The sequence below is a fragment of the Anatilimnocola aggregata genome (assembly GCF_007747655.1).
GTDB lineage: Bacteria > Planctomycetota > Planctomycetia > Pirellulales > Pirellulaceae > Anatilimnocola > Anatilimnocola aggregata.
In genome coordinates this window covers 7296331-7318327 of sequence record NZ_CP036274.1, presented here as the reverse complement: position 1 = coordinate 7318327, position 21997 = coordinate 7296331, and the positions used below count along the sequence as shown (strand labels likewise).

21 protein-coding genes are annotated in these 21997 nt (G+C 58.7%); 3 read left to right on the top strand and 18 right to left on the bottom strand.

Going from position 1 to position 21997, the window contains the following annotated elements; translation table 11 throughout:
* Window positions 1-48: 48 nt before the first annotated feature.
* The 3 genes from ETAA8_RS27705 to ETAA8_RS27700 form a co-directional block, all read right to left on the bottom strand.
* Window positions 49-345, bottom strand: a complete 297-nt coding sequence (locus ETAA8_RS27705; protein ID WP_145096454.1) for a hypothetical protein — start codon at window positions 343-345, stop codon at window positions 49-51.
* 1067 nt (window positions 346-1412) lie between these two features.
* The gene (locus tag ETAA8_RS34985) at window positions 1413-1586 is read right to left on the bottom strand and encodes a hypothetical protein (protein ID WP_202921309.1); all 174 of its coding nucleotides are present in this window, start codon (window positions 1584-1586) and stop codon (window positions 1413-1415) included.
* A 246-nt stretch (window positions 1587-1832) separates the two neighbouring features.
* Window positions 1833-2063: a hypothetical protein gene (locus ETAA8_RS27700; protein ID WP_145096451.1), complete on the bottom strand. Its 231-nt coding sequence runs from the start codon at window positions 2061-2063 to the stop codon at window positions 1833-1835.
* 735 nt (window positions 2064-2798) lie between these two features.
* Between ETAA8_RS27700 and ETAA8_RS27695 the strand changes: the two genes are divergently transcribed.
* Together ETAA8_RS27695 and ETAA8_RS27690 are read left to right on the top strand one after the other, a co-directional pair.
* On the top strand, window positions 2799-3437 hold the full coding sequence (locus tag ETAA8_RS27695) for a DUF1016 domain-containing protein (RefSeq protein ID WP_145096448.1): 639 nt from the start codon (window positions 2799-2801) through the stop codon (window positions 3435-3437).
* Between the two features lie 655 nt (window positions 3438-4092).
* Window positions 4093-5424, top strand: a complete 1332-nt coding sequence (locus ETAA8_RS27690) for a reverse transcriptase domain-containing protein (RefSeq protein ID WP_202921308.1) — start codon at window positions 4093-4095, stop codon at window positions 5422-5424.
* Window positions 5425-5432: 8 nt separating this feature from the next.
* Here ETAA8_RS27690 and ETAA8_RS27685 read toward each other — a convergent pair whose 3' ends face one another.
* From ETAA8_RS27685 to ETAA8_RS27640, 12 genes are all read right to left on the bottom strand, one after another.
* Window positions 5433-6203 carry a hypothetical protein gene (locus ETAA8_RS27685; protein WP_145096443.1) on the bottom strand — a complete coding sequence of 257 codons (771 nt, stop codon included), beginning with the start codon at window positions 6201-6203 and terminating at the stop codon, window positions 5433-5435.
* A 442-nt stretch (window positions 6204-6645) separates the two neighbouring features.
* On the bottom strand, window positions 6646-8145 hold the full coding sequence (locus tag ETAA8_RS27680; RefSeq protein WP_202921307.1) for a recombinase family protein: 1500 nt from the start codon (window positions 8143-8145) through the stop codon (window positions 6646-6648).
* Complete coding sequence (locus tag ETAA8_RS34980; protein ID WP_202921306.1) at window positions 8136-8390, bottom strand: hypothetical protein; 255 nt, start codon at window positions 8388-8390, stop codon at window positions 8136-8138. The genes ETAA8_RS27680 and ETAA8_RS34980 overlap by 10 nt, the downstream gene beginning before the upstream one ends.
* Window positions 8391-8606: 216 nt before the next feature.
* The gene (locus tag ETAA8_RS34975) at window positions 8607-8780 is read right to left on the bottom strand and encodes a hypothetical protein (RefSeq protein ID WP_202921305.1); all 174 of its coding nucleotides are present in this window, start codon (window positions 8778-8780) and stop codon (window positions 8607-8609) included.
* A 202-nt stretch (window positions 8781-8982) separates the two neighbouring features.
* Window positions 8983-10410, bottom strand: a complete 1428-nt coding sequence (locus ETAA8_RS27675; protein ID WP_145096437.1) for a DUF2252 domain-containing protein — start codon at window positions 10408-10410, stop codon at window positions 8983-8985.
* A 120-nt stretch (window positions 10411-10530) separates the two neighbouring features.
* Entirely contained in the window at window positions 10531-10923 is a 393-nt protein-coding gene (locus tag ETAA8_RS27670; protein ID WP_145096434.1) for a carboxymuconolactone decarboxylase family protein, read from the bottom strand.
* A gap of 43 nt (window positions 10924-10966) precedes the next feature.
* The gene (locus tag ETAA8_RS27665) at window positions 10967-11995 is read right to left on the bottom strand and encodes a fumarylacetoacetate hydrolase family protein (RefSeq protein ID WP_145096431.1); all 1029 of its coding nucleotides are present in this window, start codon (window positions 11993-11995) and stop codon (window positions 10967-10969) included.
* A 171-nt stretch (window positions 11996-12166) separates the two neighbouring features.
* Window positions 12167-12586 carry a hypothetical protein gene (locus ETAA8_RS27660; RefSeq protein ID WP_145096428.1) on the bottom strand — a complete coding sequence of 140 codons (420 nt, stop codon included), beginning with the start codon at window positions 12584-12586 and terminating at the stop codon, window positions 12167-12169.
* 4 nt (window positions 12587-12590) lie between these two features.
* Window positions 12591-13457, bottom strand: a complete 867-nt coding sequence (locus tag ETAA8_RS27655) for an SMP-30/gluconolactonase/LRE family protein (RefSeq protein WP_145096425.1) — start codon at window positions 13455-13457, stop codon at window positions 12591-12593.
* Window positions 13458-13496: 39 nt separating this feature from the next.
* Window positions 13497-13865, bottom strand: coding sequence for a cupin domain-containing protein (locus ETAA8_RS27650; protein ID WP_145096422.1), 369 nt, complete (start codon window positions 13863-13865; stop codon window positions 13497-13499).
* A 56-nt stretch (window positions 13866-13921) separates the two neighbouring features.
* Window positions 13922-14914 (bottom strand): MBL fold metallo-hydrolase, encoded by a 993-nt coding sequence (locus ETAA8_RS27645; protein WP_145096419.1) that lies wholly within the window; start codon window positions 14912-14914, stop codon window positions 13922-13924.
* A 6-nt stretch (window positions 14915-14920) separates the two neighbouring features.
* A complete protein-coding gene (locus ETAA8_RS27640) occupies window positions 14921-16615 on the bottom strand; it encodes an arylsulfatase (RefSeq protein WP_145096416.1) in 1695 nt (564 codons plus the stop codon).
* Between the two features lie 104 nt (window positions 16616-16719).
* On the opposite strand from ETAA8_RS27640, the gene ETAA8_RS27635 reads away from it, so the two are divergent.
* Window positions 16720-17712, top strand: a complete 993-nt coding sequence (locus ETAA8_RS27635; protein WP_145096414.1) for a helix-turn-helix domain-containing protein — start codon at window positions 16720-16722, stop codon at window positions 17710-17712.
* 160 nt (window positions 17713-17872) lie between these two features.
* On the opposite strand, the gene ETAA8_RS27630 is transcribed toward ETAA8_RS27635, so the two are convergent.
* The 3 genes from ETAA8_RS27630 to ETAA8_RS27620 all read right to left on the bottom strand — a co-directional run bounded on the left by ETAA8_RS27630 (window position 17873) and on the right by ETAA8_RS27620 (window position 21982).
* Window positions 17873-18580, bottom strand: a complete 708-nt coding sequence (locus ETAA8_RS27630) for a hypothetical protein (protein WP_145096411.1) — start codon at window positions 18578-18580, stop codon at window positions 17873-17875.
* On the bottom strand, window positions 18558-19331 hold the full coding sequence (locus ETAA8_RS27625; protein WP_145096408.1) for a hypothetical protein: 774 nt from the start codon (window positions 19329-19331) through the stop codon (window positions 18558-18560). Before ETAA8_RS27625 ends, ETAA8_RS27630 begins: the two co-directional genes overlap by 23 nt.
* A 353-nt stretch (window positions 19332-19684) precedes the next feature.
* The gene (locus ETAA8_RS27620) at window positions 19685-21982 is read right to left on the bottom strand and encodes a DNA primase family protein (RefSeq protein WP_202921304.1); all 2298 of its coding nucleotides are present in this window, start codon (window positions 21980-21982) and stop codon (window positions 19685-19687) included.
* Window positions 21983-21997: the final 15 nt, after the last annotated feature.

Here is a 21997-nt window from a genome sequence, read left to right as displayed (position 1 = left end):
GCGCAAATTACATGCCGAAGATCGAGAACTCATCTGGGGAATGCGGGCTTAGGGGTTGCCGTAGCCGCCACCGAAGCCGTAACCGTAATTTGGGCGTTGCATCCCGGTACCGCACCAAGGCTGCGGGCGGTTTGGGTAGCAGTTGGGCTGGAAGCTTGGGGGACAGTAAGGCCGACCGTATTGCGGCGGGCAGAACTGGGGTGGGCAGTAAGGGGCTGGGCGGCAGCCGTAACCCTGGGAGAAGCTTTGTTGAAAACCACCGTATCCTTGAGCGGAAGCCGATTCGACGGCGATCAGGGCGACAGCGGCAACAACCAGGGCAGCGGCGAGAGTTGCAAGTTTCATGGTCAGGACTCCAAATCTGAGGGGTTTTGTTCGTGTTGCGAAGCGTTCGTTGCTTCGTCACCCTTAGCCCGCAAATCGACTGCATCCCCCGCCACAGGATCTCTAAGAATCTTGCGGTAGCACCGTCCACTATGAACTGACGATCCGAAGCTGTGCGGCCTGCAGGGCCAACCTGTACATCCCGCCCTTGCCCGGGCAACCCGGGATCGGAGCGAAGACTCCTGGGCGCTGCACCTTCCCAGATCAGTCTGTGTGCCCGCGTTCACCCCAGGCCCACCGGTACAAGTTGCGGGTATCGACATACCTGCCCTCGCTGCTGGCGCTAGAGGCCAAAACTGGGTTTGCGCCTCACGAACGGCTGAACTGCCCAATGCCGCTGTAGTGCGTCAGCCCTGGAGCACCACCATATTGAGCTGATCGTACTCGTGGCCCACGGCCGCTTCGGTTTGAATCATTTCCTCCCGGAAATCGCCGCCTCGATTCGACTAGAATGGCGAGAACTCGCGCAGAAAACTCCAGAAGGTCGTGACACACAGCACGGCAACGAATCCCAACGCGAGCACACACAATTCATCCACGACAGGCTCCAATCGTAATTTGAATGTTGAGGCGGATAGCGCCGCGTTCTATGTCATTGATCCGACGACGGCCAGCTCTATCCATCTGGATATGCTTACAGTCACTTACGTGACAGCCTCTGTGTTTTGTAAACGTTTACAAAACGCAGGAACCACGCGAGAGGAATTGCAGAGCATACGCATCCGATAAAGCAGCTGTTCTCTACGGGAAGGGTCTGTGTTCTGTAGGTCGCCGCTACAGCAAGGGTCTGTGTTCTGTAGCTCGCCGCTACAGCAAGGGTCTGTGTTCTGTAGCTCGCCGCTACGGCAGGGGTCTGTGTTCTGTAGCTCGCCGCTACAGCAAGGGTCTGTGTTCTGTAGGTCGCCGCTACAGCAAGGGTCTGTGTTCTGTAGGAGGCCCATTCCACCGCACTCACCCAATACAACCACCAGTCGACTGCAGGACTCACAGGGCGTTGTGAATGCCGCTGGCTAGGCAGGTTCATTTTGTCAACAAAAACGCCCCTGTGTGACGCCTGGGGCGTTCTGGCGGGGGTCGCGAGCGTTCGTCGGCATTGGAGGGTTGACCAACGACGGTGGCAACGCATGCTCCAGCGTCGCTCGCACCACCACCGCCTCGGGATGCTTCACCGCCAATCGCTGAAACACTTCCTCATGCAACATGACCCAACCCCTCCGTGACCCCAGCTCAACTCGACGGTTCCACGTCGAACTATCATGCTACGAAGCCCGTAGGCTTTTGGATCACGTACAAAGGACTGCTCAGTGCTACTGCGGGTATGGCTGGTGGTAGCTCGGTGCTACGGCAGGTATGTCTGGTGGTAGCTCAATCCCATGGTAGACGCAGCGTGCCGCGTTTCCACTTACAAGCGAGGATTGGTCTTGGTCGCGCAGGTACTGAGGAAGAAGTTAGCTTTTCTTGTCACCTGTGGTGGCGTTGCCGTTGAAATCGAGGAGGAGATCGAAGAGGGCAAAGTCGATGGCCCAGTCGCGGCCCTGATTGCCGTAGACGAAGTCAGCCAGCGCAATTCGCACCTGAATACTTGGAGGGGCAGCCGTTCCCACAAGGTTCTGCCGGAGCACACCATCCCATTGCTCTGTAGATTGCCACGCCGGACCTGGCGCCGAGGTGCGTTGCAATCCATCAAGTCTCGGGCAACCAAGCTCTGTAAACGTTTACAGATGATGTGCGATCAAGCAGTTCGCCGAGCCAGGAGAGGGCTCATCCAGCTGAGGCGGCGTCCTGCCCATGCCTGAACCGAGAAACGCTCCAGAACGACGCCCAGGGCCTCTGGGAGGGGCCCCGCGGCTTGGTCCCGCGTCTGGACAGTCTGCAAGACCGTTCCCGAAGTTGCGGCACCGACTCCGGACATCATGTCCGGAGTCGGAAAGGGCGTTCAAAGGAAAAGTGCAGGAAGAACCGGTAGTGAGTAATTGAGCAGTGACGAACCGCCGTTGTGTAAACGGTTACATATATTACGACACCGGGACCTGGTCGTCTCAGCGGAGTGCCCTGCAGAGTCCGGTTAGGCCACCACATTCTCTGGGATTCCGCAGGACAACGCTCCTGCGCAACGCCGACGCGTTTTCGCGACCCTTCGGCGGCCTCCAGAAGGGATCGTTACTTTCAGAAGTTGTTCGCGGATGTAGTCGTCCGGTCCTATAGCCGTTAAACCGAGACCTGGCACGGTGGACCAAACGCCGTTTCTATCTGCAAAGCCCATGCTGTGCAGCCCAGATGTACACCGTTGGGAACAGCTAAAATCCGGCCAGGCAGCGAGTATGATGCAAAGGAACTCCACCAGAGGCTAAGATGCGGACGACCAAGCCCCAATCGAACAGCGGCGCACTCCCTGGTAACGAAAGTCAGCCGACATGACCCAACGTGACCAGATCCGCGCGATCCGACAGGATGTTCTGAGAGTCCATTTGCTGGGAGCGCACGCCGTCGCCAAGATCAAAAAGGCTGGCGGAAAATACTCAGCCGGCGCTGTTGCGAGAATTGCCGCGGAAGGAGGAGTCTCGGAACCGTCACTGCGCAAAGCGATCAAGTTCTATCAGACGTACTCGACCGAAGAGCTAAAGGAGTTTCAGCGGCTGCGAACGCCCAGCGGTAGCCCGCTCAGCATCAGCGTGGCGTACCAGATCATGTATGTCGCCAACCGCCAACGAAGAACGTCAATTGCACGCCGGGCGGCAGAAAGCGGTTGGTCTATCCGTGACGTGGAGGCTGAAGTTCGGCGTCGCGTTGGATTACGCGAGCTGGCCAGAAAGGGTGGCAGGATTCCTCGATTGCCGACAAACTCAGACGAAGCGCTGCGACAATTGGCGGAGAAGTGCGACCAGTGGAATCGGTGGGTAGGACACCTCGATGTGGCCAGAGAATCAGGAGCATTCTCCGCCGCACAGCTACCCGAGAACCTTAGGAAGCGGGTCGATGAAGTCACCCTGGCAATGCAAAAGCTGGCTGGCGAAGTAGCCAAGGTGCAATCCGGTGGGCGACGGAATTCCTAGTTGCTGGATGCCGTGCGTTACAACCCGAGCTCTGGCCTTGACTACAAACAGTGCTCGCCCAGTGGAGTCCGTCCACGCTGGATGTTCAATGGCTACGGAGGCTCAGCCTCCACGTACTAGCCGGCTAAATGGCAAAGGCAAGCATTCGGCCCGGGGCAAGGTGAAAAACTGAAGGGGCAGAAAGCCCTGATCGCTGGGAAAGGCCGCCACCTCAGCCGTTTGTGCTGAAGTGTAAACGTTTACAAATATGGCCACCGTGGGTTGCTTACCGATTCGCGATCCGATAACAATGGATAGCTGAGGACGGCCATGGTCGGACTCAGAGTCGATGCCCGCTCCCCGGTGGCCCTGCTGCCGGACGAGCCGACACGGCTCTCACGGCGGATGGGCCAATCACCCACATCCACTGGACGCTCTGGCAGACTACTCTGACCGTTAGGACAGACAGATCTCCAGTAGCAACTGAGCGGCACTGAACACCGGTTACCCAAGCCCCAAGGGCACACGTACCCGGGATACGGCCGAACAGACCAGAGGACTGGATGCACCGGCGGCTCCGCCTGCCATCGCGATCGCGGTCAGCGCAATCGTATCCGAGGCTGCGGCCCGCAGATTAGTGGGCCGCAGCTGCCGGAGCCAACACACGGAGATGCCAATGTACGAAGCTGGCTACACGCCCGGTCGGCCCATTCCGGTCGGCGCTCACGCAGGCACGCTCGAAGACTTCGCTCATCGATTCCAACGAGACGTTCGCGCCTGCCACAAGCAATTCGAGGTTCCAAGGGCGGAAAAGTCCGTACCCTTGTTGGAGCACTGGTACGACACAAGGAACTTGGCGCTCGCCCTCATCCACATCCAGCAGCGCGGCGGTGAATCACCTGGACCAGACGGTATCCGTCCCGAGCACTACACGATCAATGAATGGTTTGATGTCTTTCGACAGATTCAACCGTTGCTAATCAACGGCGAATATGACCCCAGCCCTCCCCGCAAAGTGGAAATCGCCAAGCTGTCCGGTCGAGGTTTTCGCACGATTGAGATTGCAAACTTGATCGATCGCATCGTGGCACGAGCCACCTATCAATGGCTCTGGCCTTGGATGGAGCCGAACTTTTACCGCAGGTCGTACGGATTCCGGAGCCAACGTGGCACATGGCACGCGTTGAGAGAGGCAGTCCGGGTCTCAACGAGAAATGACCTCTATCATTGGCTGTGCCATGATCTGGTCAGTGCATTTGATCGAGTGCCGCGCAACCGCTTGCTCGATCTGCTGGCCTGGGTGCCGAGCGCCATGCTCAGGGTGCTGTCTCGTTTGATTGACACTGGCCGCAAGCATGGCATTCCCCAAGGGTCTGCGCTGTCTCCCTTGCTCCTGAACTTCTACCTTACCAAGCATCTTGATACGCCGTGGCAATTGCAGTGCCCCTTAACGCCGATGCTGCGTTACGCTGACGACATCTTGGTGCTGGTCGGCAATAACGAAGGAGCACAGTCGGCTGACGCGCTGCTCCGCCGTTTGTTGACTCCCTCCGGGTTTCAGCTCCGCGATAACGCACGCGACGCAACTTCCAACCTTGGCGCTGGAGAATCTGCTGACTGGCTAGGGTTCACGGTTGCAACGCAGGCCAATCTTTCCGTGCGAATTGGCGAGCAGAGATGGCGGCGGCTCGAACGTGGCCTTGAACGTGCCAGCGCGACCGAAGACGGTGCATCTTCGGCCAAAAGTGTGTTGAAGGGGTGGTTCGATTACTTGGGGCCGACCTACGACCACGAAGATCGCGCATCAGTGCTCCGCGGCGCGAAAGATCTAGCTGACAGGGTTAGCAGCAACGGATGCGTGCCGACACGCGAGCTGCGAGACGCCTGGCGCAATTCGCAGCGGCGGTGGTCGCGATTAACCGACCCCAATCCACGCTTAGTTTTGCCCAGGAAACAGAGGCAAATTCCAGCAATCGTCGTTCAAGACCAGGATGAGTGTCCGTTCTGATTTGATTCTCATGGTTCAATCGGAATCATGCGTCCGACGAGGCCTTCGATCGTCAGTTGCTCTCGAGCGCTGATGGATTTCTCGCCGATCAGGATTCCGCACCGCATTACGTCGTTCAGCAAATCAAGGTTGGACAACACCTGTTCGCTCCTGAAAACTTCGGCCCCGACAAAGGCAACCATTCCGCTATTTCGCGTGACTTCCGATTGGAGATAGGGCGGCGTGTTGACGATGATATCTCCCTTTCGCCAGTTTTCAGTGCTATCCGGCCCGTGGAGTTTGGTAGTACCCCGCCTTTTCAGCCCTTTCACCAAATCCGATGCCGTCCTTGGATTGTTGGCGATCACATGAATCGTCACGGTTGGGTGGGTGCTGGTCGCTGAAACTAGTAAACTCGCCGCTTGATCCGTATTGGCGACCTTGAACTGTGTTCTGGGTAAGGTTGCGAAGAGCGATCTCCGAGCTACCTCCTCCGATTCGAGTTCTGCCTTGCTGTTTTGAAGCAACCTCCATGCTGACCTCAGTACGGGCCACTCCGTCTTGTTGAACTGCTGTACCGTGTAGCCTTCCCTCTCAAGTGCTTCGACCAGACGATCTCCGAGCCCAGCCGGGAGCGTAACCTCACCTCCTTTGGTCCGTTCGTAGTACGTTTCAGTTACCGGCTTCATCTTGACCTGGCCGCGGTGAATCGAAGTTTCGGCCTTCTCAGCGGTCAACAACGAGGCGCACAATGACTGAGGGAATCCGGTCCCACGCACGATGTGCTTGCGGTAGACCAAGGAGGCAACCCGGCGTGACTCGTCTCCCCTGGGCGGGCTGGGCCGATAAGCGAGATGATAGAACGTCACGGATGTCACGATGGAACCTGGATTTGCGGCGAAGTGGAGGACAGTCCATGTTCCAACCCACCAACGAAAAAAGGTTGGTTAGCAATCGGGCGAATTCGATGATCAAGTCCGCCGACTGATCGACGAGAACGAGGACCAAGGTGGCATGCTTCGTACCTTGTTATTGATCAACCGAGTATCGCTCGCGTTGCTGCCGATTGGTACTACTGGTACTACCAAAAGCTGCTAAGTACTACGTTTTTCGCTTGTTTTTTGCGCGGATTTGCGGGGGTATTGATGAGGCTTTGGAGAACGCTAAACTGCACCGCTGTAAGCGCTTGAAGCTGAATTGCTTGGTCGGCATTGAACGGTTTGGGACCAAGAAGTCGTAGGTTCAAATCCTATCATCCCGACTAAAGTCGTTTTTGAGCCGTTCGGCCAATTGGTCGAACGGCTTTCTCTTTGTGGTGACTAGAGTTACGTCGCTCAGGATACGGTTCAAACAGACCGCGTCCAAGATTCGCCGCCGGACGGTATTGTTTGAACCCTGCCAGACTTCGGCGGCTTTTTGCGACCAGTCGAAGAGGGCCAACGCCCGCTGGTTCCTTTCGGCGTCGCCCGCCCCCGCCTTGTGGAGTGCCTCTTCGATCCGCAAGCTCTCGCTCTTGAGTTCGGCTGACTTCGCCTTGAACGTCGGCTCATCAATCGTACCCGCGAGATATGTGTTGAGCAGGCGATCATGCATCGTGGCTACCTCGGACTGGCGCTTCTTCAACGCTGCGTCGTGCCGTTGGTGATGCGCGAGTAGATCGCCAAGCGTGGTTTGGAGCGTCGAGCGGAACCAGGTCGCCATTTCCACGTTTGGTAGCCTGAGCGAGTGCAGGTCATCGATGATGGCTCGTTCCAAGTCATCGGACTTCCAACGCACTATCGGATGGTCAGGGCTCGGCTCGTTGTTGGCGCAGCGATAGTAAAGATGTTCGCGCACCCCGCCCCCGCGCAGCTTGCGGCGAATGCGCTCGCCGGTGATCGCCTGCCCGCAGAAGGCGCAGGTCAGCAAGCCGCCGGCCAATGGGTGGGAAGGTGTGCTGATGCGGCGATTGCGACCATGCAGAATGTCCTGGCAGGCGTCGAAGGTCGCGCTCTCGATGAGCCGTTCGTATCGTCCCTCGAAAACGGTCCCATTGCGGCGAAGCTCACCAATGTAGAACCGATTGTTGAGGATGTACGACAGGGCCGTGCGACCGAATCTGGTCTGGCTTGTCCGAAACACATGCCCTTCCCGCTCGAGCTTCTCGGCGAGGCTGCGAAATGTGTGATTGCCCAACGAATAGAGATCGAAGATTCGACGGACCGTCTTGCTCTTCTCCGGATGCGGCTGCACCGGTGCCTCGCGGTCGTCGGTGTTGATGTAACCGTAGGGCGCGAGGCCGGTCGGCCATCCCTGCCGCACCTTCTCGTCCATCCCCTTGAGAACTTCGGTTCGCAAGTTATCGCTGTAATACTGTGCAACCGCCGCCATGACGTTGAAGGATAATGCCCCCGCCGCGCCAGGACCGAACTGATTCTCGACGAACACCAATCGCACGCCGCAGTCATCTTCCAACTCCTGCAAGCGAACGGCGTCTCGCATGTTCCTGCACACGCGGTCAAGCTTGTGGCTGAGGATCGCCCTGATCTTCTCGCGCTTCGCGTTGGCTTTGACCCACGAGAACATTTGATTGAAGACCGTCCGCTCGGCACCGCGTTTGGCGGATTCCGCCACCACGAACTCGCGCACCACGGTCCAGCCGTTGCGTTGAGCGCTCTCGCGGTTGGCACGCAGCTGCGCATCGATGGAATAACCTTCTCGTTGTTCGCGCGACGAAACCCGCGCCCAGATGATCACATGCATCGTTGATACCTCCTTCGTCGAGAAAACATGATCGCTTCCGCCATCCGCCGAACATTGCCCAAAATCTCCACCACCTCCTCGTCGCTGAGCACACGCCCATACGCCTTGGACCAGATACGCCGCGTATCCGCGAACAATTCGTCGGTGATCCAGGGATGAAACGCGCGCACGCTCACCGCTGATGATGAATCGCATGGCGTTTCGCCGCTGCGTTCGCAGTCGCTGGTCGTCGTTTGCATCTGCATGAAACTTGCCCTCCATGAAACGGGAATCCCGCGTGGCGACCGCCGCCACGCCAACCACCACAGTTACCTCAACATCGCCGCAGGCATCCAGCGGCTCGTCACGCGAACGCGTGGGTGGGCCACCGGGGCGTTCGGAATGTGGTCGAAAGAACGGTCCTACCGTAATAAGAGGCCGCGAAGTGCGGCCTCGTGGGCGACGTAGGGGCCAAACGGACGTTAGCCGTTGGCGTCGTCCGAGAAGGGCGGGGCGAGTCCATCCGCGACCGCCAAAAGCACCTCGACCAGATCGTGGGCATCGAGATTGGCAGAACGCCGGCCCGCTTCGAGTTCCGTCTGCATGGCAGCGGTCACCTTGCGGATGGCGTCGGCAACTTGCATCTGCGTCGCCATGGGTTCGTCTTGCGGCTGGCCAGGGCGAACTGGCCCCGGTCGGTCTTCTTGAAGCGGGCGTCTTTGCCCTTGGCGTTGATGTCCCGAAGGGTCGAGGCTTATAGCGTCGCGACGGGGTTCACGCCGCCTGGGCTGCTCCAATCCCTTCATGGCCATCGCCTTCGATCAGAAACGCAGCCGACCGGCGATTTCTACAGATTCATCAATGTTCTTCAACAATCGTTTCGATCTTCCCGGCCTTAAACGCTTCCACGAGCGCTGCGTAATCTCTTTCATTCTGATCCGCGTAGACCAAGGCGAACTCACCGATGGCCTGGTCGAAGACATCCGCTTTGCCGAGGTAGCCGCTGATCAACGCCGCATCTCCAGATTTGGCATGGGCGTGGGCTAGGGTTCGACCGCACAACTCCGCGTACAGCATCGTTTGCTGGGCTGATGCACCTTCTTCAATGCGAGCCGACATTTTCATGTCTCTGAGTTGTCGGATGAAGAAATCGCGACCTCGCCGACCCCGCGTCCAACCGAGGAAGATGTCACTGGCGGACTGCATCAGGCGTTGCCCCACAACGACGCGTTGACCGTGGTTTTCATACTGGCTTTTGCCCGCGTAGGGTTCCAGCACGGAGGGACAGGCTTGCTTGAATTGAAGCAAAAGTGGGTGATTTTCCGCAGAGAAAAACAATCCGACAAAGCAGAATGTGCCGACGCTGCCGATGCCCACCGCTTTGATGACGACATCTTCCAGGCTGTAGCGGTCTAAGAGGACGCGGCGCTCGTCTGGCAGCGATAATCGGTATTGTTCCAATGCTTCCCGAACGAGCGTCTCGTGTTCCGGCTCCTGCTCTTGGTTAACATGAAACATCGCCGGCGGTTGGTCGATCAGACGACGGCGTCCCGCGATCTCTTCGCTAATCTGCGGATAAAGATAATCGCTAATACGATGCTTGGCCTTGGCGACGATATCCTCACGAATCTCTCTGATCTTCGCATCAGGAGCCATGTCGATGATGGTTTGGGCATCCAATTTGGAATACCAGACATCTAGAGGGCTCATCTTTGAGAATTCCCGCAATCGCTCCCGGTATGCGCGAACGCATTCGATGGCGGCAGCTTGGGCTCGCTTGTCGCCGAGTTTGATGTCACGCACCGCCACGGCAAAACTGACCGCCAGACGTTTGACATCCCACTCCCACGGCGCAGGGAGTGTTTCGTCAAAATCGTTGATATCGAAGATCAGATTGCGCTCGGGGGTCGCGAACAGGCCGAAATTGAGCAGGTGGCAATCACCGCAGGCCTGGACCCGCAGGCCAGTGGTTGGGGTGCCGGCCAGATCGGAAGCCATTAGTCCTGCAGAACCGCGTAGAAAGGTAAACGGACTCGGCAGCATGCGCCCGTAACGAATCGGGACAAGTTCGGCTAGTCGATCCTGATTGGATCCCTTCAGAATCTCGATCGGATCGCGGTGGTTCGCTGGCGGCTTCCAATTGGCGTGACTTTGACGCGGCACGCTGTCGCGCAACGCTTTGCCGGCGGCGATCCGTTCGTCGCGTGAACGAAACACCGGCGCGCTTGTTCCGGTCTTTGCTCCTACCGGTTTGGTATTCCCAAGCGATTCGTCAGCAACAGACATATTGATTCTCGATGTCACTCAGGAAACTAGCTGATTTCACGGACTCAGATCGGTGCGGGCGGATCGCACCAGACCGTGTCAGGCCAATTCCATCGAGTATGATTCGGATTCGGACCCGGATCAATTCTTGGCTTCTGCGGATTCCCCGAATACGGACGCAGCCGTCTTGACCGCTTCCAGCGCCGCAGGAAATCCGGCATAGACGGCCATCTGCAAAATGATTTCCAGGATCTGATCCGGAGTGCAGCCGACGTTCAAGGCACCTCGGATATGATCTTTCAACTCGGCCTGCGGATAGCCGAGGACCGTTAAGGCGGCAACCGTGAGCATTTCCCTCGTCTTCAAATCGAGTCCAGGACGCGTGTAAACGTCGGCGAACGGAAACTCGACCAGACAGCGCGCCAGATCCGGGCTGGCCGCTTCCAGACTCTTCAGTGCGGAGTCGATCCCTGGTCCGAACATCTTCCGCATCGTGGCGAGACCACGGTCATAGCGAGTTTCTTCGGGCTGCATATTCAGGCTCTCCGCAGTTGTGATCCGGGGATCGCAGGACAAATCAGTGATACTTTTTCAACGTCTCCCGGATGGGCCAGCGGCTTGGCAGCAGCTTGCCTTGCGGTTCGGCAAACCGGCAATGGAGCGTGCCCAGGCGCTCGAACGTAATTTGGATTTCGACACCGGGATCAATGAAGTCGTCGTGGTCACAGCCGGTGCAATCCGGGATGGTGCCGAAGCCCATTACGGAACCGGGCTTAAGCGGAGCGATGAACCCCAGCCACGCAAACACATCTTCGGCTTTGTGGCTGATCTCCGAAGTGGAACCCTGGTACTTCACTTGGCCATTCACGAGAACCGTCACCTTGAGGTTGTAGGGATCACCGACCTCATCGAGCGTTACCAAGTACGGTCCCAGCTGATTCCCTTTAGCCATGTCCTTCGTCAGGCAGAATCCACCCACGAACTCCGTGGCCTGGATGTCCCGGGCCGAGATATCGTTGAAGATGCAGAATCCCGCCACAGGCTGCCGCTCGTTCCCGTAAACGACCGCCAGTTCCGGCTCGACGTCCAACCGCGACGTGTATGCTGGCCACGGAATCGTCTCGTCGTCGCCGACGATGGTGTTCATGTTGCTCTTGTAATAGGACAACGGTTCGGGCTGACCGGCAGGAGGCTTGGCTTTCGGAGCCATGACGGCTTTCGCGAACGCTTGCAAAAGCGGAGCGGTCTGCGGGTTGTCTTTCTCGTACTTCCCGATCGTTTCGCCGGAGTTTTTCAAGTGCCGAGGCGTCAAGCCGAAGTCGAATAATGCAACCACTTCGATCGGCTCTAGCAATCTTACGGCTTCGAGGGGGAACCGTTCTCTTGGCTTGAATTCGTCGAAATGCTGTTCTCCCCATGCCAATAGTTCTTTGGCGACTTGCTCACTGCCGGGAAGATTCGAGAGATAGGATCGGCTGTTGTCCAAATGAGGGGACACTTTCCCCGCTCTGGACTGGAGTGCGGCAAACGAAACAGCCTGGTCTCGAACAATGACACCTAACTCAGGGCTCGGCGAGTCGACGGTGAGGAAGCGGATCAGTTTCATGACGGTGGTCCCTCTGGTGATTACGTATCAAAAAAGAATTCAGTTTCAATGTCTTTAGTTTTGGCTTCTGGATCTGCTTTTCGCAGGACGACGAGAAGTCTGCCGGCGTCGATTGTCGGAAATGTTCTCGTTTCCGCAGCATATCAACAGGTAAGTTTCCCCCATCGGATGTCATGCCGCACGATTCCGTTCCAGTATTTTCATGAGACAGCGCGATGTCCTTAGGTAAGAGACGATCACTACGGCTAGCGTGGTAATAATAATCCCCGCGCCGGTAATGGCTGCACTGCAGACAACCACCCAAGGCATCCATTCGTTCATCGGTGCGAGGTTGATGACGATGAGTGGTACGCCCAAAGCGATGGCAACACCGGCGATGAGCCCGTGCATGGTTAGACCTCTGGCGATCTTCATCTGTGTTTCCACCAAGGCTATAACCATATCCCGCTCTCCAGTAGTTGCTTGGAAATCGGAATCAGGGACATGCTGGAGCTGAGTCATTGCCGTCGTTTCACAAAATTGTTGTTTTCTCACGGGCTTGGCAGCCAATGTTTCCTGCGTATCCAAAGCATAAGCAGCCGCGCTACGCATTCCATCATGGCGTTCCCGCACCTGGAACCTCCACCTCGACAACCTGAAAGCTCGCGCTCGGGTGTCGCTGGATCTCCGCCGGATCGTGAGACGCTGACGTACTAATGAAGAGGTGTCGTCGCTCGGGCCCGCCCAGCATTACCGCATAGGCGTGCGTGTCCACCCTGATTCGATCCGTTATCTCTCCGCCTTCGCGGACCCGCACCACACTGTCCGCGCCTTCCGGATTCGCGCACCACACGGCTCCCTCGGCGTCGAGACAGATACCGTCAGGGCCAACGGACGAGGGCAATTGCGCCCAAACGCGACGGTTGCCGAGAGAGCCATCCTCCCGGATGTCGAAGGCGGTGAGGCGATGGCCAATCGTCTCGCCAACGATGAGCGTTTTGCTGTCGGGGGTGATCACCATGCCATTCGGGAAGAAGAGTTTGTCGGCGACCACGGACGCTCGACCATCCGGGCCGACGAGAACGATCACGCAGGTTTCGACGGGCTTGGCCGCCGGATCGACAAAGTTGTAGCCGATGTCTCCCACGTACAGTCGGCCCTTGGCATCCACGATGCCGTCGCTCAGGCAGAACGTAGTGAGTGCACTGATATCGGCCAACGGTTGCAGGGAAGCTCCGCTGCTGCGGTAAATCCGCCGCTGAAACGCATCACCCACCACAACACCGCCGTCGGGAGTGAGCCCGAAGCCATTCGGGATGAACGGCAACTCGAGTACCGTTGCCACAGTACCGGAAAGGTCCATCGTCTTGATCCGTTTGTCGTGGATGTCAATGAACCACAACTTATCTTTGTGCCAACGGGGACTCTCGGTGAACTTGAGGCCGGTGGTGGCATCTGCCAGTGTTTTAATCGGGGACTTCATAGCGTAATTTCTCGTTGGTAATTGGGTTCGAGTTTCCTCTCAGGATTTGACTCGATTGACGAACGCCAGGACCAAATCAGTGAGCGCCCGAGTCACGTGCCCCTTGCCGGAGAGGTCGTTGCAGAAGAGCAGGTCGCCGGGGTGGAATCGTCGCGCTTCGCCGTCGCTGGTCACCACCTCTCCCTCGCCGGACAGAATGATGCAGACGTACGGCTGAGGGGCGTTGTGGGCCGGTGCCTCCGTCCCGGCGCGGAACGCGATGACGCACATGGTCGTGACCGCCCCGAGATCGCTCATCTGCCCCGTGGGGTTCGGTGGTGGTCCCACGGCAAGCTCACCCTCCGGGATGTCCTGGACGCCGAAGTGCGTCTCACCCCGTTCGTCCGCATGGATCATGGCGAATTTCATGTCTGGTGACTTCGTTGGTATGTGGCTACTAAGTTCGTTGAATGCATCTCGGCAAATTAGAATTCCGCTTCGATCCCTTTGGCCTTCGCCACCTGGTAGATCGCGTCGAACGTGGCGGCCGAGTCCCACGGGGCATCAGGGGGTTCGTTGCGGAACTCTCGGTACGCCCGTTCGACATTCATGTAAAGCCGCGCCGGGGCGCGCCATTCACCATAGGGGCCGAACTCGATCTTCTTGGCGGCTTCAAGCGATGTGATTCCAGCATCGAAGCACTTTCGGGATTCGTCACGGACGTACTGCAGGTACGCCTTCATTTCCATCGCTCCCTCGATCCCACACAGCGGGCCGTGTCCGGGGACGATGACCTCGGGATCGAGTTCGATCAGCAGATCAAGGCACTGGAACCACTTCTCGTAAGAGCCGGTCCAGCCCATCGGCGTGCACTGCCGAAACAACACGTCGCCGGCAAACACGACACGTTCCTCCAGCAGATGGATGATGGTGTCGCCAACCTGATGGCAGGGCCCGACGTAAATCAGGTGGACCTCTTTGCCTTCGAGATTCAGCTCATAGCGCGTGTCGAACAAGGTCGTCGGCAGGACCAGTTCAATCCCGTCGAAGTTGTAGTCTTCCAGCAATTGCTCTCCGGCAGCCTCCAAACCCGGATGCAGAGTTTTGAGGACGAGTCGCGTCAGAAATCGGCCGACACCGTGAAGTAGTTTCTGGCTCTCTTTGGGTTCGGCGACTTGCTTCATGCGCTCAGGCACCGAGCGGTGAGCGATGATTTCCGCGCCTTTGAAGAGCTGATTGCCCCACACGTGGTCGGCGTCTTCATGGGTGTTGATCACCCGCTGAGGCATGGCCGGCCACACCTTGCCGAACATCTCAATCATCTGACGGGCGTGTGCCAGGTCCGACTGCGTGTCGATCACGACGCCGCCGCCGCAGTTAATGAGTCCGGAATTGGCGTCGCAAACCCGATTCTTTTCGTTAATCACCGCGAAGCAGTGATCGCTGACTTGATGCATTTTCATGGGGATCGTCTCCACTCAGAATTACGGTTTTTGTTGGGCGTAGGGGCCGGCTTCGGAAACGATCACGCCGTTTCTCGTCACGTACTCATCCCAGAATTTGAGCAGCGTCTTGCGTTTGTCCGGGTACTTCGCGGAAAGGTCATGCAACTCGGCGGGGTCTTCACGGAGATTGAACAGTTCCCAATCGCCAGTACCGCCGGCCCCTTTCATCAAGTACAGGAGCTTCCAATCGCCTTGCCGGATCGCCCGGTTGCCGAACAACTCCCAACCGAGCCAGTCCGAATCTGAGCGAGTGGCTGTCTCCCGTCCGGCGAGCAGCGGCCACATCGACTTCCCCTGCGGCCGCGCGACCGTGGTCCCTTGTTTCATTGCCGGATGTTCGACACCGGCCGACTCCAGGAGCGTCGGTAGGATATCCATGACGTGCAGGACGGAGTGATTGATTGCCCCCGCGTGCTTGACGCCTGGACCGCTCACGATGAGAGGTGCGCGGATGCCCCCCTCGGCCTCGACACCTTTGAACAGGCGAAACGGCACACTGCTGACTTGGGCCCAAGACGGACCATATTCCACGCACGAACCCGGATGGCCCCAGTTCTCCGGACGGTTGTCGAAGGTCTTGTCGAACCAGTCCTTTGCCGTCGGGGCCAGCTTTGCGACTAACTCGGCCATGTCCTCGCCGGCCGCGCCATTGTCGGAGAGAAAGACAATCAGCGAGTTGTCGTACTTGCCAGACTTTTTCAAATGTTCAATCAACCGTCCGATCTGGTCGTCCATGTACTCGATCATCGCCGCGTAGAGTTCCATCTTGCGGGCGGCGTGGCGTCGCTGTTCGTCGGTTAGCTTTTCCCAGGCGGGGATGTTCGGCAGTCGCGGGAACGTGACCACATCCTTGCCGACTATCCCTAGTTTCTTCTGCCGGTCCAGCCGTTCTGCCCGGATGGCGTCGTACCCCTTGTCGTACCGGCCCTTGTATTTGTCGCGCCACTCGGCCGGCAGCGCCAATGGGCCGTGCGGGGCCTGGTAGCCGAGGTAGGCGAAGAACGGTTTGCCGTCACGGCTGTTCTCGTCGATGCTCTGCATGACGAAATCAGTGAAGTACCTCGACGAGTAGTAGTCGGCTGGCAATTCCTTTACCTTCTCCCCGTTGCGAGTGAAGGTGACCCTAGGTTCCGAAGGAAGCAGTCCCAGCATGTCGGACCAGTGGGTACCGGCCCCTTGCAGCAGCGCGAAGTCCCGCTCGAATCCTCGTTTCGCCGGCCACTGGTCGGGTTTCTCACCCAAGTGCCACTTGGCGGCCATGCAAGTGTGGTAACCGGCCTCGCGTAAGAGCGAGGCTATGGTGACAACGCGATTATTTAGATGACCTTCGTAACCTGGTTTCCCTCGTTGTGTCGGGCCGGTCCACTCGGCCATGTTGCCGATCCCGGCGATATGATTGTCGGTTCCGCTCAGCAACATCGAGCGCGACGGGGAACAACTGGGGGCGACGTAGAAGTTCGTTCCCCGCAGCCCCCGCGCGGCGAGCGCGTCGAGGTGCGGAGTATTGATCTCACCGCCGAAACAGCCAAGATCGGAGTAGCCCATGTCATCGGCGACGATCAGTAGGACGTTCGGCTGGTCCCTTGGGCCGTCTGCTGCTAAGCTAGTTGATTGTCCACAAGGCAATGCAATTGCTAGAGTTATGGCAAACGCGATCGGCCAAATGTGTGGCATGTCCGTGACTCCCGGCTCGTCGCCTCAGGCTGGAAAAATGGAGGAAAACATTCCATCAGTATCTCGCTGGGCGGGCGCTGCCGTCTATCGAAATTCCGCAAACCGTGAAAACTGTGCAGCTTCCCTCCAAGACCGCCGCCACCTGCCACGACCCGGCTGTCACGATTGCCGAGATCAGCGACCCTACGGCGGTCGGCGAGTCCATCGAGGTGATCGAGCAGGACGTCGTGCAGCTGGAGTCGAAGCCCATCAGGGTGCGAAGGGTTGTCGTCCGGTTGGGAAATGCACTCGTGCTGTTTCATTCCACGAACCTTGCGGTTCGCACGCGCACCCGCCTGCATACCGATTTCGTGGCTTATACCGCCTTTGCCCCCAAGTCTATTGGCACCGTAAATGGGTTGCCGGTTAGCCCCGACCGGTTGTTGGCGTGCATGCCCGGCATTGAGGTGGAACTCGTCGTTGCGGCCGGCTACGAGAGCGTAGCCTTCCTATTGCCGCCCGACGATATCCGGGCCCATCTTCGGAGCCGCCATCGGGAAGATGAGTTTCACCTTCCCGACGGTATCGAGTTAATCACACCAAGTGCCGCCGACGTTCACGGACTATATCGCTGGGGGCGTCGCTTGATTGATTTGGCCACTAGACAGCCAGAAGTGTTCGACATCCAGCAAACGCGGACTTTTGCTAATGTCGAGCTGATCGAAAACCTTTTGGCGACCCTCCGCTCAACTGTCCGGACCGTATCAACGCCTTACGACCTGTCGCGACAGGGTCACAGCCGGGTCGTGCGGATTGCCGAAGACTTCGTGCTGTCGCAAACCGCGGAACGACTTCATGTGACAGACCTGTGCGAAGCGGCGGGGGTGAGCGAGCGGACCCTGCAATACGCCTTCAAAGAGTTGATGGGGATGACCCCGGTGGCCTATCTGACCCGGCTCCGATTACATCAAGTGCGTAAATCGCTTCGAGCGGCGACTCATGGTACGACGACCGTGACTGCCGAGGCGCTGGGATGGGGCTTCTGGCACTTTGGCGATTTCTCTCGCGCCTACAAGGAATGCTTCGGCGAGCTGCCATCGGAGACGTTGCGTCGTTAAACCGTCGTTTGCATCTCGCCGAGCCGTCGGGTTGCCAGCCCGACGGCTCACTACGGTTCAACCAAATTGTCAAAGAGCGATTCGCGGACGCACATCCTCGTCCGGTCGACCCACGCGGTGAGTGAAGCCGGGCTGGCCGAGTGCTTGTCGCTGGCCACGATCAGAAGTCGCGCATCTGCTGCTCGATCTGTTCGCGGCGTTTGCCCACCGCATTTAATTCCTGGGCCACAGCATCCCCGGTGCGACGGAGTGCTGCGGCTTGTTTTTGGAATACAGCCGCTTGCTTGCGACGATGGTCGGCATCGGCGTAGCCCAACTCGCGGTCGGCTTGGTCCAACTGCTTCTTCGCTTGATAGTCGAGGTCGGACGCCTGGCTCTGCAGGTCGGAATATCGTTGCCGCAGCTTTTCAGCCTCGGCCGCATTTTCATCGAGCAGATGGCGGAACTGCGAATCATCGCAGGTGTGATATAGCTCGCGTTTCGCCGACTCGGCATCCGAAAGCGTGGACCTGATCTGCTGCAACCTGCCATACAGCGGCGCGGTCGCCTCGTTATGTCGCTGCTCGGCGTCAGCCAGAGCGTCGTCAGCCTGAGCGATCTGGCGTTGTACTTCCTGCTGCTCCGCTTCGAGCTTAGGCATGGCAGCGACCTTTGCCTTGAGCTCCGTTCGCTTCTGAAACAGTGCGACCGCCTGCCGCAGTTCATCGAGCGACTTACCGGCGTTAGCGAGCGTCGCTTCGACCTCGTCGGCGTCAGGTTCTTTGCCGGTGGCGATGGCTGCGACCAACTCGCGGTAGCCATCGATGCGCTGCTTCCGGCGTTCGTGCTGCTTGCCGGCGATTCGTTCAAAGAGCGTTGTCACGTTCATGCGAGACTCCTGGGTTACGGGGATTCTGGTGGTACGCGATGTAGTCGTCGCACCACAGGGACGAAAACGATTGCGGGGGCTCGGTGGCCCGAATGTCGCTGAAGAGCATGTCGGCGCAGCGGGCTGGTTCGTCGCCGAGGGCATCCAGATAGAGACTGGCGTGCGACAATCCGTAGCGGTAACCGGCACAGATCGCGACGTGATAGGCGTCGAAGCCGACCTGTTGGGCGCGATAGCAGAGGTGCAAGGCAATCCGGATGAAGTCGACTTCGTGCCCGTGGTAGAGCGGAATGTCCTCGCGCGGCGGGCGCTTGGTGCAATCGGCGACGACGAGCGACTCGAACAGCAACTTGTCGGGATCGACGCCAGTGCGGTCCTCGAAGAGGGCTGGCCGATTCAAGATGTGTCCTAATTCGTGCAACGCGAACTGCTGCGTCAAATACTCCTGGTCCTCGGGTTCGTACATTTCCGCCAAAGACAGATCGTTAATGACCATGCACGGCCCGCGGCCGCGATAGTTCGGAATGTGGTCGCGAAGGTAGATGTCGAGCGCCTCCACCGTGAACGCACCGTGATAGTCGCCGGAGTAGTAACTGGCAGGCAGGGCGGACTGCGCCACGATGTACAACGGCGTCTCGCTAAAGTCGCGACCAGCTACGGCGCGGCAGAGCGCTTCGGCCTTGGCCAGCGGGCTGGCACCGTGGTCGCCAAGGTGGCCCACAGTGGGGTTCTGTTGCGTAACTTGTTTCATACATTGGCTTTCAGAAATTCGGACAACTAAAACAAATTCTGCCTAACCTTGCGTTTGTTCCCACTGGCGTCACCTGCCGTCATGCCCAGTAAGGAACCGCTCGGTAGGCGTAAGTGACGGGTGACGGCAAGTGACGGCTGCTGGGGCATAACGGGCCATAGAGACCATTTCGCGTGTGAGCATGAGTGTGTTATGCGTATTCATGTTCATGTTTTGGCCTTAGAGCGATTAATCCTAAAAAGCAGTCACTACCCGTCACCCGTCACTTTTCAGAAGCCTCGAAACACCGCCGTGACGGATGTGACGGCAACATTCCGGTTCAATTCCGTGCGCAAAGTGACGGGAGTGACCGATCAGAAATTCGTCCCGTCACCGTCTGATTCCTCCGTTTCGGAAGTCTGGGTTGTCAGCGCGAACGCCAGCCCGATCCCCTTCCACTTCTTGCCCGAGTTCGTGTGTTGCTTGCAAAAGCCTCCCTGAGTTCCACGATGCTCCATCCACTGCGAGAAGCGCTTCTGTGGCAGCACGCGCTCACCGGCGTCCGTCGCCCACCGCCGGTATTCGGCATAGATGTCCTGGCTCGTAACTTTCGCGTCGGCATGAACCACGCAGCATTCCGAGATGAAATCCCGGAGCACATCCATGTCGTCGCGGTATTCGGTCGTCGCGATGCGAACCTCGGAGGGTTCGCCCATGCCGTAACGCTGCCAATCCAGACAACCGCGAATCGTCCAATTCAAGATGCCCGGCAATTCCGCTTCGAACTCGGCCAGCATGGTTTCCATCGGCCTGCGTTCGTCTTCGGGGATGCGGATCAGAAACGGCACGAGCCGCAGACGATCCCAGATCGCTTCGTCGGTGCCGGAGATGCGCGGCCGATAATTCGTGCTCAAGTAAATCTTGAAGTGCGGCGTGAACTCAAACCATTCGCCTCGCATGAAGCGAGCCACGATCCGGTCGCCGCCGGTGATGTCCTTCACGAGCGCTTCGTCGAGCCGGTTGCCGTCGCCGGTTTCGCTGGCGGTCACCAAGCGGACGCCGCGCAGGCGGGCCACATCGTTGGGGATGGTGTCGCCCCGCTTGGCCAGGAGCGTCTGCGTCGGCGTTCGCGCCACATAACTGTCGCCAAGCAACAGTCGCATCCCCTCGAGGAAGACCGTCTTTCCGTTCTTTCCACCGCCGTGGAGGATGAACATGCAGCGTTCGGCCGTTGAACCGGTGAGCGTATAGCCCACGGCCCGCTGAATGAACCCGAGCAGATCGGCGTTGCCATCCATGATGCGGTGCAGGAACGCTTCCCACCGCGGGCACTCGGCCTCGGCGTCGAATCCGAAGTTGAGGCAGCGCGTGATCAGATCGGCTTGCCGGTGCGGACGCAGTTCGCCAGTGGTCAGATCCACGGTGCCGTTGGTGCAATTCAGCAACCAGGCATCGCGGTCCATGTCATCGGGGCGAATGGCAATGCCTGGTTCGCTGCGGGCTAGCGACAACATGGCTGCGATCCGTGACGCCTGCTCCGAGACGACCGCATGCCGATGCATGATCTCGCGCTCTTTGGCGTCCGCCAGTTGCCCGACCTCCGAGTAAATGCTGAGGACGGTGTCCTTCGCATGGCGCTCCGCGACAGCCGGACCGAACGACCAATGCGTGCCGGTCCAGGCGAGCCACTGGTTGAACTCGTAGCAGTACCGCAAGTTATGACCATGCCGGCGCACGAGGCGTTGAGCGTTGCCGAAGTCGGTACAGCCCAGGCCGCGAAGCAGATCTGGCGCAGCGGTGCGATCCTCGGTGACCTTCAGTTGTCGTGCCCGCACTTCCTCGCTGCCCGAGTGGTAACCGCTGGTGAAGGTGGTTCGCGTCTGATCGGGTTCGTCAGCCAGGAGTCCACAGAGTTCCGCGCCACGCAGGCAGAGTATGCGAGCTTCCGTCTCGCCGATTCGCTGCTTGGCACATTGGTAGGCGGCCTTGTTGAGCGCGTCGTTGCGATAGCCAGGGGCGACGAATCCGCGTAGGAAGTCGAGCGTCGCCTTGTTGAGGCGTCGCGACGGCGCGGCAGGCAGCGCGCTGATTATGCACGAATCAAAGTCGCCACCACGGAAAGCATCGCCACCATCTTCATTCGGCTCATTCGGCAACCACATCTGCGAGCGCTTCGGCGTCTTGGGGAAGCACTCGATGTCGCCACGCTTGTTGAAGCCCCAGGCCTTGGCCCACTCGACGAACGCTTCAACCGAAATCGGCTCGGTCAGCGCGTAGTAGCAATGCAGTCCCTTGCCGCCTTTGCTGGTGAACTTTATCGCCTCTGCGCCGAGGAAACGGCCGATGGCTTGCGCCAGATGCACATTACCGCCGTCGCCATCGTGATCATCAAAGTCGAGGCAGAAGCGCGCGACCAATCGGTCGCGGTGCGGAACAAGCCCCAGGCGATTGCCGCCGGCGATGGCATACTGCTTTCCGTCCTGGGTGATCGATGCAAATTGCTCGGCGCTCAACGTGCCGGCCCGATACGCAGCGACGGCGCGAGCAACATCCGCTTCGCCGTTGGCCCAACCCGGTCCGTCGCTCTTTCCCTTCGGATACATGATGCTCCCGGTGCCTGGCTCGCAGTGCGGGAGCAACCAATCGAGAAGAGCCAAGCGGTCGAGCAACATGTGGTGGTGCCTCAA